The sequence below is a fragment of the Accumulibacter sp. genome (genome assembly GCF_029255125.1).
In the GTDB taxonomy this organism is placed as follows: Bacteria; Pseudomonadota; Gammaproteobacteria; order Burkholderiales; family Rhodocyclaceae; genus Accumulibacter.
Window position 1 is genome coordinate 1 of the sequence record NZ_JAPUVR010000089.1, and the last position, 12,507, is coordinate 12,507.

At 65.2% G+C, this 12,507-nt stretch carries 11 protein-coding genes and 1 rRNA gene; 8 read left to right on the top strand and 4 right to left on the bottom strand.

All coding sequences use genetic code 11. From position 1 onward, the window contains the following. Window positions 1-110: 110 nt before the first annotated feature. Window positions 111-476: a hypothetical protein gene (locus Q1L59_RS07300; protein WP_300330189.1), complete on the bottom strand. Its 366-nt coding sequence runs from the start codon at window positions 474-476 to the stop codon at window positions 111-113. Between the two features lie 195 nt (window positions 477-671). On the opposite strand from Q1L59_RS07300, the gene Q1L59_RS07305 reads away from it, so the two are divergent. The 6 genes from Q1L59_RS07305 to Q1L59_RS07330 all read left to right on the top strand — a co-directional run bounded on the left by Q1L59_RS07305 (window position 672) and on the right by Q1L59_RS07330 (window position 7,421). Continuing rightward, on the top strand, window positions 672-1,934 hold the full coding sequence (locus Q1L59_RS07305) for an extracellular solute-binding protein (protein ID WP_300330191.1): 1,263 nt from the start codon (window positions 672-674) through the stop codon (window positions 1,932-1,934). After that, the gene (gene ugpQ / locus Q1L59_RS07310; protein ID WP_300330194.1) at window positions 1,931-2,674 is read left to right on the top strand and encodes a glycerophosphodiester phosphodiesterase; all 744 of its coding nucleotides are present in this window, start codon (window positions 1,931-1,933) and stop codon (window positions 2,672-2,674) included. The genes Q1L59_RS07305 and ugpQ overlap by 4 nt, the downstream gene beginning before the upstream one ends. A gap of 119 nt (window positions 2,675-2,793) precedes the next feature. Continuing rightward, complete coding sequence (alaS, locus tag Q1L59_RS07315; protein WP_300330197.1) at window positions 2,794-5,409, top strand: alanine--tRNA ligase; 2,616 nt, start codon at window positions 2,794-2,796, stop codon at window positions 5,407-5,409. 37 nt (window positions 5,410-5,446) lie between these two features. Then, the gene (locus Q1L59_RS07320) at window positions 5,447-6,478 is read left to right on the top strand and encodes a low specificity L-threonine aldolase (RefSeq protein WP_300330200.1); all 1,032 of its coding nucleotides are present in this window, start codon (window positions 5,447-5,449) and stop codon (window positions 6,476-6,478) included. Further along, window positions 6,475-6,987 (top strand): NUDIX domain-containing protein, encoded by a 513-nt coding sequence (locus Q1L59_RS07325; protein WP_300330203.1) that lies wholly within the window; start codon window positions 6,475-6,477, stop codon window positions 6,985-6,987. Before Q1L59_RS07320 ends, Q1L59_RS07325 begins: the two co-directional genes overlap by 4 nt. 113 nt (window positions 6,988-7,100) lie before the next feature. Next, the gene (locus Q1L59_RS07330; RefSeq protein ID WP_300330205.1) at window positions 7,101-7,421 is read left to right on the top strand and encodes a heavy metal-binding domain-containing protein; all 321 of its coding nucleotides are present in this window, start codon (window positions 7,101-7,103) and stop codon (window positions 7,419-7,421) included. Between the two features lie 26 nt (window positions 7,422-7,447). Here Q1L59_RS07330 and paaK read toward each other — a convergent pair whose 3' ends face one another. Beyond that, window positions 7,448-8,761, bottom strand: a complete 1,314-nt coding sequence (gene paaK, locus Q1L59_RS07335; RefSeq protein ID WP_300330208.1) for a phenylacetate--CoA ligase PaaK — start codon at window positions 8,759-8,761, stop codon at window positions 7,448-7,450. A 181-nt stretch (window positions 8,762-8,942) separates the two neighbouring features. On the opposite strand from paaK, the gene Q1L59_RS07340 reads away from it, so the two are divergent. After that, complete coding sequence (locus Q1L59_RS07340) at window positions 8,943-9,845, top strand: radical SAM protein (protein ID WP_300330211.1); 903 nt, start codon at window positions 8,943-8,945, stop codon at window positions 9,843-9,845. Next, window positions 9,842-10,672 (top strand): Sir2 family NAD-dependent protein deacetylase, encoded by an 831-nt coding sequence (locus Q1L59_RS07345; RefSeq protein ID WP_300330214.1) that lies wholly within the window; start codon window positions 9,842-9,844, stop codon window positions 10,670-10,672. The genes Q1L59_RS07340 and Q1L59_RS07345 overlap by 4 nt, the downstream gene beginning before the upstream one ends. A 31-nt stretch (window positions 10,673-10,703) precedes the next feature. Here Q1L59_RS07345 and Q1L59_RS07350 read toward each other — a convergent pair whose 3' ends face one another. Together Q1L59_RS07350 and rrf are read right to left on the bottom strand one after the other, a co-directional pair. Continuing rightward, on the bottom strand, window positions 10,704-11,981 hold the full coding sequence (locus Q1L59_RS07350; protein ID WP_300330217.1) for a DUF805 domain-containing protein: 1,278 nt from the start codon (window positions 11,979-11,981) through the stop codon (window positions 10,704-10,706). Between the two features lie 408 nt (window positions 11,982-12,389). Beyond that, window positions 12,390-12,503 (bottom strand): 5S ribosomal RNA (rrf, locus tag Q1L59_RS07355). Between the last annotated feature and the right edge of the window lie 4 nt (window positions 12,504-12,507).

The window sequence follows — 12,507 nt, forward strand, 5'->3', positions numbered from 1 at the left end:
GGTCGCCTCGATGTGGGCGAGAACTTCCGTCAAACGCTTTATTTCCTTCTGTTCCTTCTGTTGATGCTCGATCAGGTCGGCCAGCTCAGCGCGCTTCCTGATCAGGGCGGCTACCACGTCAAGGTCTGCCATGAAAAGTACTCCTGTTCATTGAAAACAGGACTATTTTCGCCAAGCTGGCGGTCTGGCAGGGGGGATGGGTGCTCCATAATGCCGGGTTGTTGCGCCACATCTTCTTCCTTCCGCTGCGCTTGCCCTCGCGCCCAGCCGTGCAACGCTTCGTTGCCCACCTGCCGCAATTCCTCCGTCACCCGCCGCTCCGCCTCCGCCGCCTTCTCGACATCGCCGCTCGCGTTCTCGACCACCGCCAACAACGACTCCATCTTGGCGCTGAGCTCAGGATGGGCTCGCAACCGCTCTTCCAAACTCCGACTCGGATTGCCTCGCTCCTCCACTTTCGTCCACCGTTCTGCCATGGCTTTCGCTCCAGGTTGACGTGACCCAGGGCTATTTACCTCACCTGCGCCCATCTGTCTCGTGCCGACGGACAACGCCAACCACCTCGGCGCGGGTCGCACTTTCGATTGCACCCGCCGGGTAGGTGACAAACGCCGATTCCGGGCTGCTGCGCCTATAATTGGCGCTTTTTTTTCCTCGCCCGAAGGATCCTCATGCCCTCCCTCAGACAACTCCCCGCCGTGCTGCTTGTCGCGTTTGCTGTACCGCTTGCCAGTTCGGCCGCGGTCGCTGCACCGCTTGCCATAGACCTTTCGCATCAACTCGACGAGGAGCGCGCCGAGCGCGTCGAGAAGATCGTCGAGCGTTTCAATTCGCGGCAGAACGACTACAAGGTCCAGCTTGTACGGCGTACGCAAGGTGACGCGCCGAAGCACCTGAACCTGGCCACGCGCGAGGAGCAAGCCAAGTTCGTCGCGGCGCACACCAGTTTCAGGCCGCTGCACGTGGTCATGAAGGAAGCGGGTGAAAGCTTTGATGGCCGCCAGTTGCCACCCGAGTTGCATGTCGGACTGGACGATGCCAAGGGCAATCTGTTTGCCCTGCCGATCGCCTGGAGCACGCCCGTGCTCTATATCAACAAGGCGGCCTTTCGCAAGGCGGGGCTCGACCCGGAGAAGCCGCCGAAGACCTGGGCTGAGGCACAGAATGCCGCCGACAAGCTGTTCGACGCAGGAGTTGCCTGCCCGTACACGACGTCGTGGCCGTCTTGGGTGCATATCGACAACCAGAGTGCCTGGAACGGTGTCGAGGTCGCCGACGCGAAAGGCCGGCTGAAGTTCAACAGCCTGGTGCAGGTCAAGCATACGGCGATGATGACCACCTGGGCGAAGGCGCGTTTCTTCATCTATTTCGGGCGGCGCGACGAAGCGGACCGACGCTTTGCGGCCGGCGAGTGCGGCATGTTGACCAGCTCCTCAGCCCTTTTTGCGGCGCTGAGCGACAGCCGGAAGGCAGACACCGGGGTTTCCGCGCTGCCCTACCACGAGGATGCGCAGGGCGCACCCTATCAGACGCTCGCCGACGGCGCTTCGCTGTGGATAGGCGCCGGCAAGAAGCCGGCCGAGTACAAGGCGGTCGCGCGTTTCGTCAGTTTCCTGATGGACGCTGAACAACAAGTGGAAATGACCGCTGCCGCGGGTTTTCTGCCGATGACTCCGGCCGCTGTGGCCGCTGCGGGCAGCAAGCTGCTGAAGGCCGACCTCGCCGGGCTGAACGTTGCCCGTCGCCAATTGCAGGGTCCGCTTGCCCTGCGCGCCTTGCGCGTTTCGCAGATCGAACCGGTGCGCATCATCGTCGAGGAGGAACTCGAGGCCTCGTGGTCGGGCCGCACGCCGGCCAAGCAGGCGCTCGACATCGCCGTCCAGCGCGGCAACGCGGTTCTCCCGGCGGCACTGCGCGCACGCGTCTTGAAGTGAGCGGCAAGCGGCTGGCCTGGGCCTTGCCGCACGTCCTTGCTCACCGCTGCGGCGGTGCGCTGGCCCCGGAAAACACCCTCGCCGGCTTGCGTCTGGCGGCTCGCCTCGGCTTCCGCGTGGTCGAATTCGACGTCATGCTCTCGGCCGACGGAACGCCGTGGCTGCTGCACGACGAAACGCTGGAGCGGACGACGAACGGTCGCGGGCCGCTTGCGGCAACGGCCGACCGCGTGCTGGCCGGACTCGAGGCGGGTGCAGCGCACCACCCGGCGTTTGCCGGCGAGCCGCTGCCGACGCTGGCCGCGGCGGCCGCCCTCTGCCAGCAGCTTGGCCTGCAGGCCAATGTCGAGATCAAGCCGGCCGCCGGGCGCGCGGCCGAGACCGGCGAGGTCGTCGCGCGCTGCGTGCGCGAATTCTGGGCGGGCCATCCGCTGCCGCTCGTCTCGTCCTTTTCGCGGGCAGCGCTGGACGCCGCACGCGCGAGCGTTGCCGAGTTGCCGCTGGCCTGCCTCTACGAGCAAGTCGACGACGACTGGCGCCAGCGCGTTGCCGAACTCGAGGCAGCGACGCTCAATGTCGATGCCAACCGGCTCGGCGATGGCGTGCTGGCCAGTGCCCGCGAGGCGGGGATTCCCGTCCTCGCCTACACGGTCAACGACGTGTCGGCGGCGCATGCACTGCGTCGGCGCGGCGTGCAGGCCGTGTTCAGCGATCGCCTCGACCTTTTCGCCGGTTTCTGAACGGCCCGCGACGGCAGCCGCGCTACTGCGCGGAAGTCTCGGCTGGCGGGCGCTGACGATACTTTCAAGTTAGAATCGCGACTCTTCGAACTACCCCCCGCAGCCGGACGAAAACCCCCATGAAAAGCGCTGAAATCCGCGACAAGTTCCTGAACTTCTTCGCCTCGAAAGGTCACCAGATCGTCGCTTCGAGTTCGCTCGTGCCGCACGCCGACCCGACCTTGCTGTTTACCAACGCCGGCATGAACCAGTTCAAGGATGTCTTCCTGGGTTTCGACAAGCGGCCTTACCTGCGCGCCACGACGGCCCAGAAGTGCGTTCGCGCAGGTGGCAAGCACAATGATCTGGAGAATGTCGGCTACACCGCGCGGCATCACACCTTCTTCGAGATGCTGGGCAATTTTTCCTTCGGCGACTATTTCAAGCGCGACGCGATCCGCTACGCCTGGGAGCTGCTGGTCGAGGTCTACGGACTGCCGCCTGATCGCCTGTGGGTCACCGTCTACGCCGAAGACGATGAGGCTTACGACATCTGGACCAAGGATATCGGCGTGGCCAGCGAGCGCGTCGTGCGCATCGGCGACAACAAGGGCGCCCGCTACGCTTCGGACAATTTCTGGATGATGGGGGATACCGGCCCGTGCGGGCCGTGCACCGAGATCTTCTACGACCACGGCGAAGGGATTCCCGGCGGCCCACCAGGTTCGCCCGACGACGACGGCGACCGCTACATCGAAATCTGGAACAACGTCTTCATGCAGTTCAATCGCGACGAAGCCGGCGTCATGCACCTGCTGCCGAAACCGTCGGTCGATACCGGAATGGGGCTGGAACGGACGGCCGCTGTCCTCCAGCACGTGCACAGCAACTACGAGATCGACCTCTTCGTCCGCCTGATCGCCGCCGCGGCGCGCGAGACCGCGTGCGCGGACATGGACAATCCGTCGCTGCGCGTACTCGCCGACCACATCCGCGCCTGTGCCTTCCTGATTGCCGACGGCGTGATTCCCGGCAACGAGGGGCGCGGTTACGTGCTGCGTCGAATCATCCGGCGCGCCATCCGGCACGGTTACAAGCTCGGCGCGCGCGCCGCCTTCTTCCACCGCCTGGTGCCCGATCTGGTGAGCGAAATGGGCGACGCGTACCCCGAACTGGTCGCCGGCCAGGAACGCGTCAGCGAGATCCTGCGCCAGGAGGAAGTCCGCTTCTTCGAGACGATCGAACACGGGATGAGCATTCTCGAGGGCGAACTCGCCGCCCTCGCCGGGCGCGGCGTGTTCAACGGCGAAACCGCGTTCAAACTGCACGATACTTTCGGCTTCCCGCTCGACCTGACGGCGGATGTCTGTCGCGAACGCGGCGTCAGCGTCGACGTCGCCGCCTTCGACGCCGCGATGGCGCGCCAGAAGGAGCAGGCGCGCGCCGCCGGAAAGTTCCGCATGGCAGCGGCGCTCGACTATAGTGGCCCGGCAACCGCTTTTCACGGTTACGAGACGCTGGAGGCGGCCGGCAAGGTGCTCGCCCTGTACCGCGAGGGCAGCCCGGTCGATCAGCTTGCCGAAGGCGAGGTCGGCGTCGTCGTCCTCGACCACACGCCGTTCTACGCCGAATCGGGCGGCCAGGTGGGTGACCGTGGAACGCTGCAGACGGCGCAGGGGATTTTTTCGGTCGAGGATACGCAGAAGATCCAGGCGAGCGTTTTCGGTCACCAGGGGCTGGTGCGCACCGGCATCGTGCGCCTTGGCGACAATGTCGCGGCGCGCGTCGACAAGCTGGCGCGGCAACGCACGGTGCGCAACCATTCGGCGACGCACCTGATGCACCGCGCGCTGCGCGAGGTTCTCGGCAGCCACGTGCAGCAGAAGGGCTCGCTCGTCGACGCCGAGAAGACGCGTTTCGACTTTGCCCACACGGCACCGATGAGCGCCGACGAACTCCGCCGCGTCGAGATCATCGTGAACAATGAAATCCTTGCCAACGTCGCCAGCCAGGCGCAGATCCTGCCGCTCGAAGAGGCCCGGCGCAGCGGTGCAATGATGCTCTTCGGCGAAAAGTATGGCGACGAGGTGCGCGTTCTGACGATTGGGTCGTCGAAAGAGCTGTGCGGCGGCGTGCACGTCGTGCGCAGCGGTGACATCGGCCTGTTCAAGATCGTCGCCGAAACCGGCGTCGCGGCTGGCGTGCGGCGTATCGAGGCGGTTACCGGCGACACCGCGGTCGCTTTCGTGCAGCAACAACAGGCGGTGCTCGCCGACGCTGCGGCAGCGGTCAAGGCACCGCTCGGCGAAGTGCCGGCGCGCCTGGCACAGGTGCTCGACAACGTGCGTGCGCTGGAAAAGGACATTGCCCGGCTGAAGGCGAAGCTGGCAGCAACGCAGGGCGACGACCTGCTGGCCCGGGCGGTCGCCGTCAAGGGAGTACGCGTCGTCGCCGCCGACATGGAAGGCGCCGACGTCAACACGCTGCGTTCGACGATCGACAAACTGCGCGACAAGCTGAAATCGGCGGCGGTCGTCCTCGCCTCGACGAGCGACGGCAAGGTCACGCTGATCGCCGGCGTGACGCCCGATCTGAGCGGCAAAGTCAAAGCCGGTGAGCTGGTCAACATGGTCGCCCGGCAGATCGGCGGCAAGGGCGGCGGCCGTGCCGACATGGCGCAGGCCGGCGGCAGCGACCCGAGCGGACTGCCGGCTGCCCTCGCCTCGGTCGCCGGCTGGGTCGCCGAGCGCCTGTGAAGCGCGCGTCGCCCGCCACACGCCCGGCAGCGCGCTGATGCAGCACTTCGCCAGCGACAACTACGCCGGCATCTGCCCGGAAGCCCTGGCCGCGCTGGTCGCGGCCAACGAAGGCCAGGCGCGCGCCTACGGCGACGACGAATGGACGCTGCGCGCCGCCGACCGTCTGCGCGAAGTATTTGAGACCGACTGCGACGTCTACTTCGTTTTCAATGGCACGGCGGCGAATTCGCTGGCGCTCGCCGCACTCTGCCAGTCGTACCACAGCGTCATCTGCCACCAGCTTGCGCACGTCGAGACCGACGAATGCGGTGCTCCGGAGTTCTTTTCGAACGGCGCCAAGCTGCTCGCCGTCGGCGGCGAAGCCGGCAAGCTGACGCCCTCGGCCATCCGCGAGACGGTCACCCGACGCAGCGACATCCACTACCCGAAACCGAAGGTCGTCACCCTGACGCAGACGACCGAGGTCGCAACCGTCTACCGACCGGCCGAGATCAGCGCCGTCGCCACGGTCGCGCACGATTTCGGGCTGCGCGTGCATATGGACGGCGCACGCTTCGCCAACGCAGTCGCCGCCCTCGGCGTCAGCCCGGCCGACCTGAGCTGGCGCGCCGGCGTCGATGTGCTGTGCTTCGGCGGCACCAAGATGGGTTTGCCGGTGGGCGAGGCGGTCGTCTTTTTCGACCGCCGGCTGGCCGAAGACTTTGCCTACCGCTGCAAGCAGGCCGGCCAGCTCGCCTCGAAGATGCGCTTCCTGGCCGCCCCCTGGCTCGGCATGCTGGCCGACGGCGCCTGGCTGCGGCACGCGCAACACGCCAATGCGATGGCCCGCCGGCTCGCCGCCGGCTTCGCCGAAGCAGCCGGCCTGCCGGCACTCTTTCCGGTCGACGCGAACGGCGTTTTCGTCCGCCTGCCGAGCAGCATCGAGCAAGGTCTGCGCGAACGCGGCTGGCTGTTCTACAACTTCATCGGCGCCGGCGGCGCGCGCTTCATGTGCGGCTGGGATACGACGCCGGAAACGGTCGATCGTCTGATCGGCGACCTGCGCAACCTGGCGCAAACGGCATGAACAGCGAGTGGGAGTTCTGCCCGCGCTGTGGCGACCGGCTGGAGACGCTCGAAGCGGCCGGCCGGCTACGCCTGAGCTGTCGTTCTTCGTGCGGCTTCGTCCATTGGGACAACCCCGCACCGGTGCTCGCCGCGCTGGTCGAATTGCAGGGAAGGATCGTCCTCGCCCGCAATCAGGCGTGGGCGCCAGGCGCTTTCGGTCTGATCACCGGATTTCTCGAACGCGACGAGGATCCGGCCGACGGTGTCGCGCGCGAAGTCGAGGAAGAACTCGGCCTGAGCACCTCAGCGGTCAGCCTGATCGGCGTTTACCCGTTTGCCCGCCGGCACGAGGTGATCATCGCCTACCATGTCGTCGCCAGCGGGGCGATCGTCCTCAACGAAGAACTTGCCGAGTATCGGCTGATCGCGCCCGAGAAGCTCAAAGCTTGGGATTTCGGCACTGGCTTGGCGGTACGCGACTGGCTTGCCCGTCGCGCGAAAGCCGGCACACCCGCTCGCTCGCCCTGAGCAGGGCAATGGCGCGCCAGCGCCGCGCGGCCGGCGTCCACCTCCCCGATCTTCGTCCGTCGACCCTGTTCTGTCCCACTCTTCCCCAGTCACCCAGCGAAAGGAAAAGCGTCATGTTGATGTCCACCACCCCGGCCATCGAAGGCCGTTCGATCACCCGCTACCATGGCGTCGTCACCGGCGAAGCGATCATCGGCGCCAATTTCCTCAAGGACATGTTTGCTGCCGTACGCGATTTCGTCGGCGGCCGCGCCGGCGCCTACGAGAAGACCTTGCGCAGCGCCCGCGAAACCGCCTTCGCCGAAATGGCCGACGCCGCCCAGAAACTGGGGGCCAACGCGGTCGTCGGCGTTGATATCGACTACGAGGTTCTCGGTGAAACGAACGGCATGCTGATGGTCGCGGTCAGCGGCACGGCTGTGACGCTCGCCTGAGCGCCGCTTGCCGCGCGCCAGCCGGCTCACTCTCGCGGGCGCTTGTCGATCACCCGCCGCGCCTTGCCGAGCGAACGCTCGATGCCGCCGATATCGACGATGCGCACTTCGGTGGTAATGCCGACGAAGGACTTGATGTGGCGCTGCAGGGCGTTGGCGACGTATTCCTTGTCCACCGGCGACAGATAGCGATACTCGCGCTTCAGTTCGACGTCGACGGCCACCGAATCGAGATGGCCGTCGCGCCAGACCTCGATCAGGTAGTGCGGCGACAGTCTGGGCTGTTTCAGGATGAGTTCCTCGATCTGCGAGGGGAAGACATTCACCCCGCGAATGATCAGCATGTCGTCCGAGCGTCCGGTAATCTTGTCGATCCGCCGCATCGAGCGCGAGGTTGCCGGCAACAGTCGAGTCAGGTCGCGCGTGCGATAACGGATCATCGGAAGCGCTTCCTTGGTCAACGAGGTGAACACGAGTTCGCCGTGGCTGCCGTCGGGCAGCACTTCGCCGGTTGTCGGGTCGATGATTTCCGGGTAGAAATGGTCCTCCCAGATGACCGGCCCGTCCTTGCTTTCGATGCACTCGCTGGCCACGCCGGGCCCAATGATTTCCGATAGCCCGTAAAGATCGATCGCGTCGATGGCAAAAGTCGTTTCGATTTCGCTGCGCATCTGCAGCGTCCATGGCTCAGCGCCGAACAGACCGACGCGCAGCTTGGTTGCCGCCGGGTCGATCTCGCGCCGCTTGAACTCGTCGGCCAGGTTGAGCATGTACGACGGCGTCACCATGATGATGTCGGGCTGAAAATCGGCAATCAACTGGACCTGCTTCTCGGTCTGCCCGCCGGACATCGGAACGACCATGCAGCCCAGCCGCTCGGCGCCGTAATGCGCCCCCAGACCACCGGTGAACAAGCCGTAACCGTAGCCGATATGCACCATGTCGCCGCGCCGTCCGCCAGCGGCGTGGATCGAGCGCGCCATCAGCGCTGCCCACATGTCGATATCCTTCTGCGTATAGCCGACGACCGTCGGGTGCCCGGTCGTCCCAGAGGAAGCGTGCACTCTGACCACTCGGTCACGCGGCACGGCGAACATCGCGAAAGGATAGTTCTCGCGCAGGTCGTCCTTGTCGGTAAATGGGAATTTACTCAGGTCGTCAAGCGTGCGCAGATCGTCGGGATGGACGCCACGGGCGTCGAACTTGCGCCGGTAGTGCGCGACATTGTCATAGGCATGGCGCAGCGACCAGCGCAGACGTTCTATCTGCAAGGCAGTCAGCTCGTCGCGGCTGGCGGTTTCAATCGGTTCGTAAGCGGTGATTCGTCCGGCTGCGACCATGGTGACCTCCTCCCTGAGGGCAAAAGCTCGAACGCTATTACATGTGGTGTTGCATTTCAAGGGACTTGCTACCGAGACCTGCAGCGTCTTCCCGGTTCGAGCAAGCGCCGCCGACGATGCTACACTTGCTGGTCTGCCAATCTGTCAGGCTTGCTTGCCAAACCCGCTGCCCGCACACCGAATGCTGCCCGCGATTTTACCTATCCGCTACGTCGAACCGGTCTATCGGCCCCCGAGCGAGGCCGAGTCGCTGATTCTGCCGGTCACCGACGGTTGTTCATGGAACCATTGCACCTTCTGCGAGATGTATACCGCGCCGCAAAAGCGCTTTCGCGCGCGCGCCGAGAGTGAGGTTCTGGAAAGCATCGTACGCATCGGCGAACGCTTCGGCGACGCCATCCGGCGCGTCTTTCTCGCCGACGGCGACGCGCTGGTTCTGCCCACGCGCCGCTTGCTCACCATCCTGCACGCGATTCGTCGGCATCTGCCGGCTGTCCGGCGGGTTGCCAGCTATTGCCTGCCGCGCAATCTGCGACGCAAGTCGGTGAGCGAGTTGCGCGAATTGGCGGCGGCCGGGCTGTCGATCGCCTACGTCGGCGCCGAGTCGGGCGACGACGAGGTGCTCGAACGCGTCAACAAAGGCGAGACCTTCGCCTCGACACGCACCGCGCTCGACCAGCTTGGTGAGGCCGGAATCAAGCGTTCCGTGATGATTCTGAACGGACTCGGCGGACCCGAGCTATCGCTGCGCCACGCCGAAAACTCGGCTCGCCTGGCCAACGCGACGCAGCCCGAGTATCTGGCAACGCTGGTCGTCACGCTACCACCGGGCGAGGAACGTTTTCGCAGCACTTTTCCCACTTGGCGGCCACTGACGCAACGCGAACTCTTCGTCGAAATGGAAGGCTTCGTCGCCGCGCTCAACCTCGAACGAACGGTCTTGCGCAGCGACCATGCCTCGAACTGGCTGATCCTCAAGGGAACGCTGGGAGCCGACAAAGATCGGCTGCTGGCGCAGATTCGCCAGGCAATTGCCAATCCGGCGGGCGCACCACTGCGCCCGGCGTGGGCGCGCGGACTATGACGACGTCGCCCGACTACGATCGTTGCGCTCGCCTGCTGAACCAGGCCGATGGCTTGCTGATCACGGCTGGAGCGGGTCTCGGCGTCGATTCGGGACTGCCCGATTTTCGCGGCGTGCACGGCTTCTGGCGCGCCTACCCGGCACTGGGGCAAGCCCGCATCGCTTTCGAACAGATTGCCAACCCCGCCGCCTTCGCTGCTCAGCCCCGCCTTGCCTGGGGATTTTACGGACATCGCCTGAACCTCTACCGGCAAACCACGCCGCACCAGGGTTTTGCGCTGCTGCGCCGCTTCGCCGAAAGAATGACACACGGCGCGTTCGTGTTTACCAGCAATGTCGATGGCCAGTTCCACAAAGCTGGTTTCGACGCCAAGCGGATCAGCGAATGCCATGGCTCGATCCACTACCTGCAGTGCCTGGATGGATGTCACGCCGGCATCTGGCCGGCCGACGACTTCCAGCCCGCCGTCGACGAAACGCGATGCGTGCTCACCAACGACTTTCCGCGCTGCCGGCGCTGCGCCGCAATCGCCCGCCCGAACGTTCTGATGTTCGGCGATTGGGGCTGGCACGACGCGCGCAGCGCGGCCCAGCAGGAACGCCTGACACGCTGGCTGCGCCAGGTTGAACGTCTGGTGGTCATCGAAATCGGCGCCGGGACGAACATCCCTACCGTGCGCCTGATGGGCGAGCGCTGCCGCGGCGAATTGATCCGGATCAATCCCGACGAAGCGCACGTGCCGAACGGCCGGTGCGTCCCAGTTGCCGCCCGCGGCCTCGCCGCCTTGCAGGCGATTGCGCAGCGCCTGAGCGCGTACGAAGCCTGAGGCGAAGACCGCCTCACCCTCGCCGGAGCGGCTAGCGGCGCTGCCTCTCGCCGCCGAAAGTAGCTTCAAAACCGCCGGACCCGAGCTTGCCCGGCGGCGAAGTGGCCGTCCCGGTAAGCGAGAGACCGATCGTCACGAGAGCACCGAGCACAGTCCACAGTGTGTTCGGACCCGGCGGTGACCCGTAGTTGTTGCTTTGTCGACTTCCTGGCCAAAACACCAGCACCAGGGACGCTACCAAATAAAGGCCACCTATCACCAAGACCCCGACACCGACACCGACCCGCGAAAACGGAAGGGTAAGTGCAGCAACGACCGCCAGCAATATCCACCAAGCGCTCCGGTTTAGATCGTGCAAGCGCAAGATGACCACACGAATACTGAGAAACACCCCTAACAGGCCAATGACAACCACGACAGCAACAGCCCCGACGGACGGTGAGCCACCTCTGCCGTTCAGCGCGCCTACCATGAAGACAGAAATGAACGTCACCACGTAACCTGGCAGGCTGTACGCCAGATAGCGCAGTCGGCCGATCCGTCCGCGCAGAGAAAAGCCGAGGCAACGCGGCGTTTCTCCAATTTCAGCGACGAAATCGCGTACGATCGCCTTGGGCGGCGCATAAACCGAGCCGTCCACGCTCTTCTCTTGGACCTCCCGACTGGCGAGGATGCGCGGCATGTCGGCGCCGCATTCCCGGCACAGATTTCTTTTCGGTTGCCGCGCGCCGCACGCCGGACAGTCGATCGTCTCGACCGATGGGGGGTCCTCGCCAACCAGAGCAAGCTCAGCCGGCGCGGCCGCCGCCGCGAGCTGTGGCGCGCTGCTGCCCTCGACCAATGACGTGGAATGCGACCAAGGGGCAGCGCCCGCACTCGACCCAGCGTCGCCCACAGGTGTGCGCCCCGCCAGATCCTCCGGCAGAGAAGACCCCCATGGCGTTGCCGCACGCGGGCCTCGCGCGGCTTCCGACTCATCGCCGCCAGTTGCCGCCCAGCCGGCGATTGGCCGCGGGAAAGGCACCGGCACGACGGGCGGCACGCCCGTCTGCGGCGCCGCCAGGGAAAGATCAGGCGCCCCACCCGGTGCCCGCGGGGCCTTGACTGGCGTCAATGCGGGGGCGTATGCGTCGGCCTCGGGCAATCCGGTCGCCGCCAATAACGCTGCCGCCGACTCGGCGCGCGCTTCAACCCCGACGCGCGCCATCGCGTCAATGTAGCGTTGCACCTGATCAGCCGCGACGTTGCGTTTGACAATCGTTTCGCCCGCCGACAGCAGCTTGAGCGCCTGAGCCTGATCGATGCGCATGACAGTTGCCAAACCGCGTGCAGCTAGATCCAGCGAAAACCCGGGTAGCGCGTTTCCAGTCAGCGTGATGTGGAAGGTTTCGGGCATGGCGTATCCGGATGAAGTCGTTCGAAGGGTCACCTCGCTTGCCGCACGCGTCATTCTAACCGATGTCAGCGGCTCAAATTTCCTTCGCGCACAACGACAGCCTGCCGCAGATCATCGCGGAAAGCATGCCGAGCCCCTTGGCCCAGAATACCGCAGGTTCTCGGACGGCTAAACCGCAGCCAACGACCGCGCCCGAGCCGGCTAGGCGAGTTGCCCGCAAGCTGGGACGACCCTTGCATGCACCGTTCGCTGCTCACAGAAAACAAAAAGCCCACCGCACCGATTTGTGTTCGGTTGGGGTGGGTTTTTGTGGGAGGGGGAGCCTGGCGGTGACCTACTTTCACACATGAGGTATGCACTATCATCGGCGCGTCTTCGTTTCACGGTCCTGTTCGGGATGGGAAGGGGTGGGTCCAAAGAGCTATGGCCGCCAAGCGTA

Excerpts from the sequence above, each read along its gene's own strand:
- Q1L59_RS07330 (WP_300330205.1), top strand. The coding sequence starts at position 7,101 with ATGTTGATGTCCACCACCCCGGCCATCGAAGGCCGTTCGATCACCCGC.
- Q1L59_RS07345 (WP_300330214.1), top strand. The coding sequence starts at position 9,842 with ATGACGACGTCGCCCGACTACGATCGTTGCGCTCGCCTGCTGAACCAG.
- Q1L59_RS07300 (WP_300330189.1), bottom strand. The coding sequence starts at position 476 with ATGGCAGAACGGTGGACGAAAGTGGAGGAGCGAGGCAATCCGAGTCGG.
- Q1L59_RS07305 (WP_300330191.1), top strand. The coding sequence starts at position 672 with ATGCCCTCCCTCAGACAACTCCCCGCCGTGCTGCTTGTCGCGTTTGCT.
- Q1L59_RS07320 (WP_300330200.1), top strand. The coding sequence starts at position 5,447 with ATGCAGCACTTCGCCAGCGACAACTACGCCGGCATCTGCCCGGAAGCC.
- Q1L59_RS07340 (WP_300330211.1), top strand. The coding sequence starts at position 8,943 with ATGCTGCCCGCGATTTTACCTATCCGCTACGTCGAACCGGTCTATCGG.
- Q1L59_RS07350 (WP_300330217.1), bottom strand. The coding sequence starts at position 11,981 with ATGCGCATCGATCAGGCTCAGGCGCTCAAGCTGCTGTCGGCGGGCGAA.
- alaS (WP_300330197.1), top strand. The coding sequence starts at position 2,794 with ATGAAAAGCGCTGAAATCCGCGACAAGTTCCTGAACTTCTTCGCCTCG.
- paaK (WP_300330208.1), bottom strand. The coding sequence starts at position 8,761 with ATGGTCGCAGCCGGACGAATCACCGCTTACGAACCGATTGAAACCGCC.
- Q1L59_RS07325 (WP_300330203.1), top strand. The coding sequence starts at position 6,475 with ATGAACAGCGAGTGGGAGTTCTGCCCGCGCTGTGGCGACCGGCTGGAG.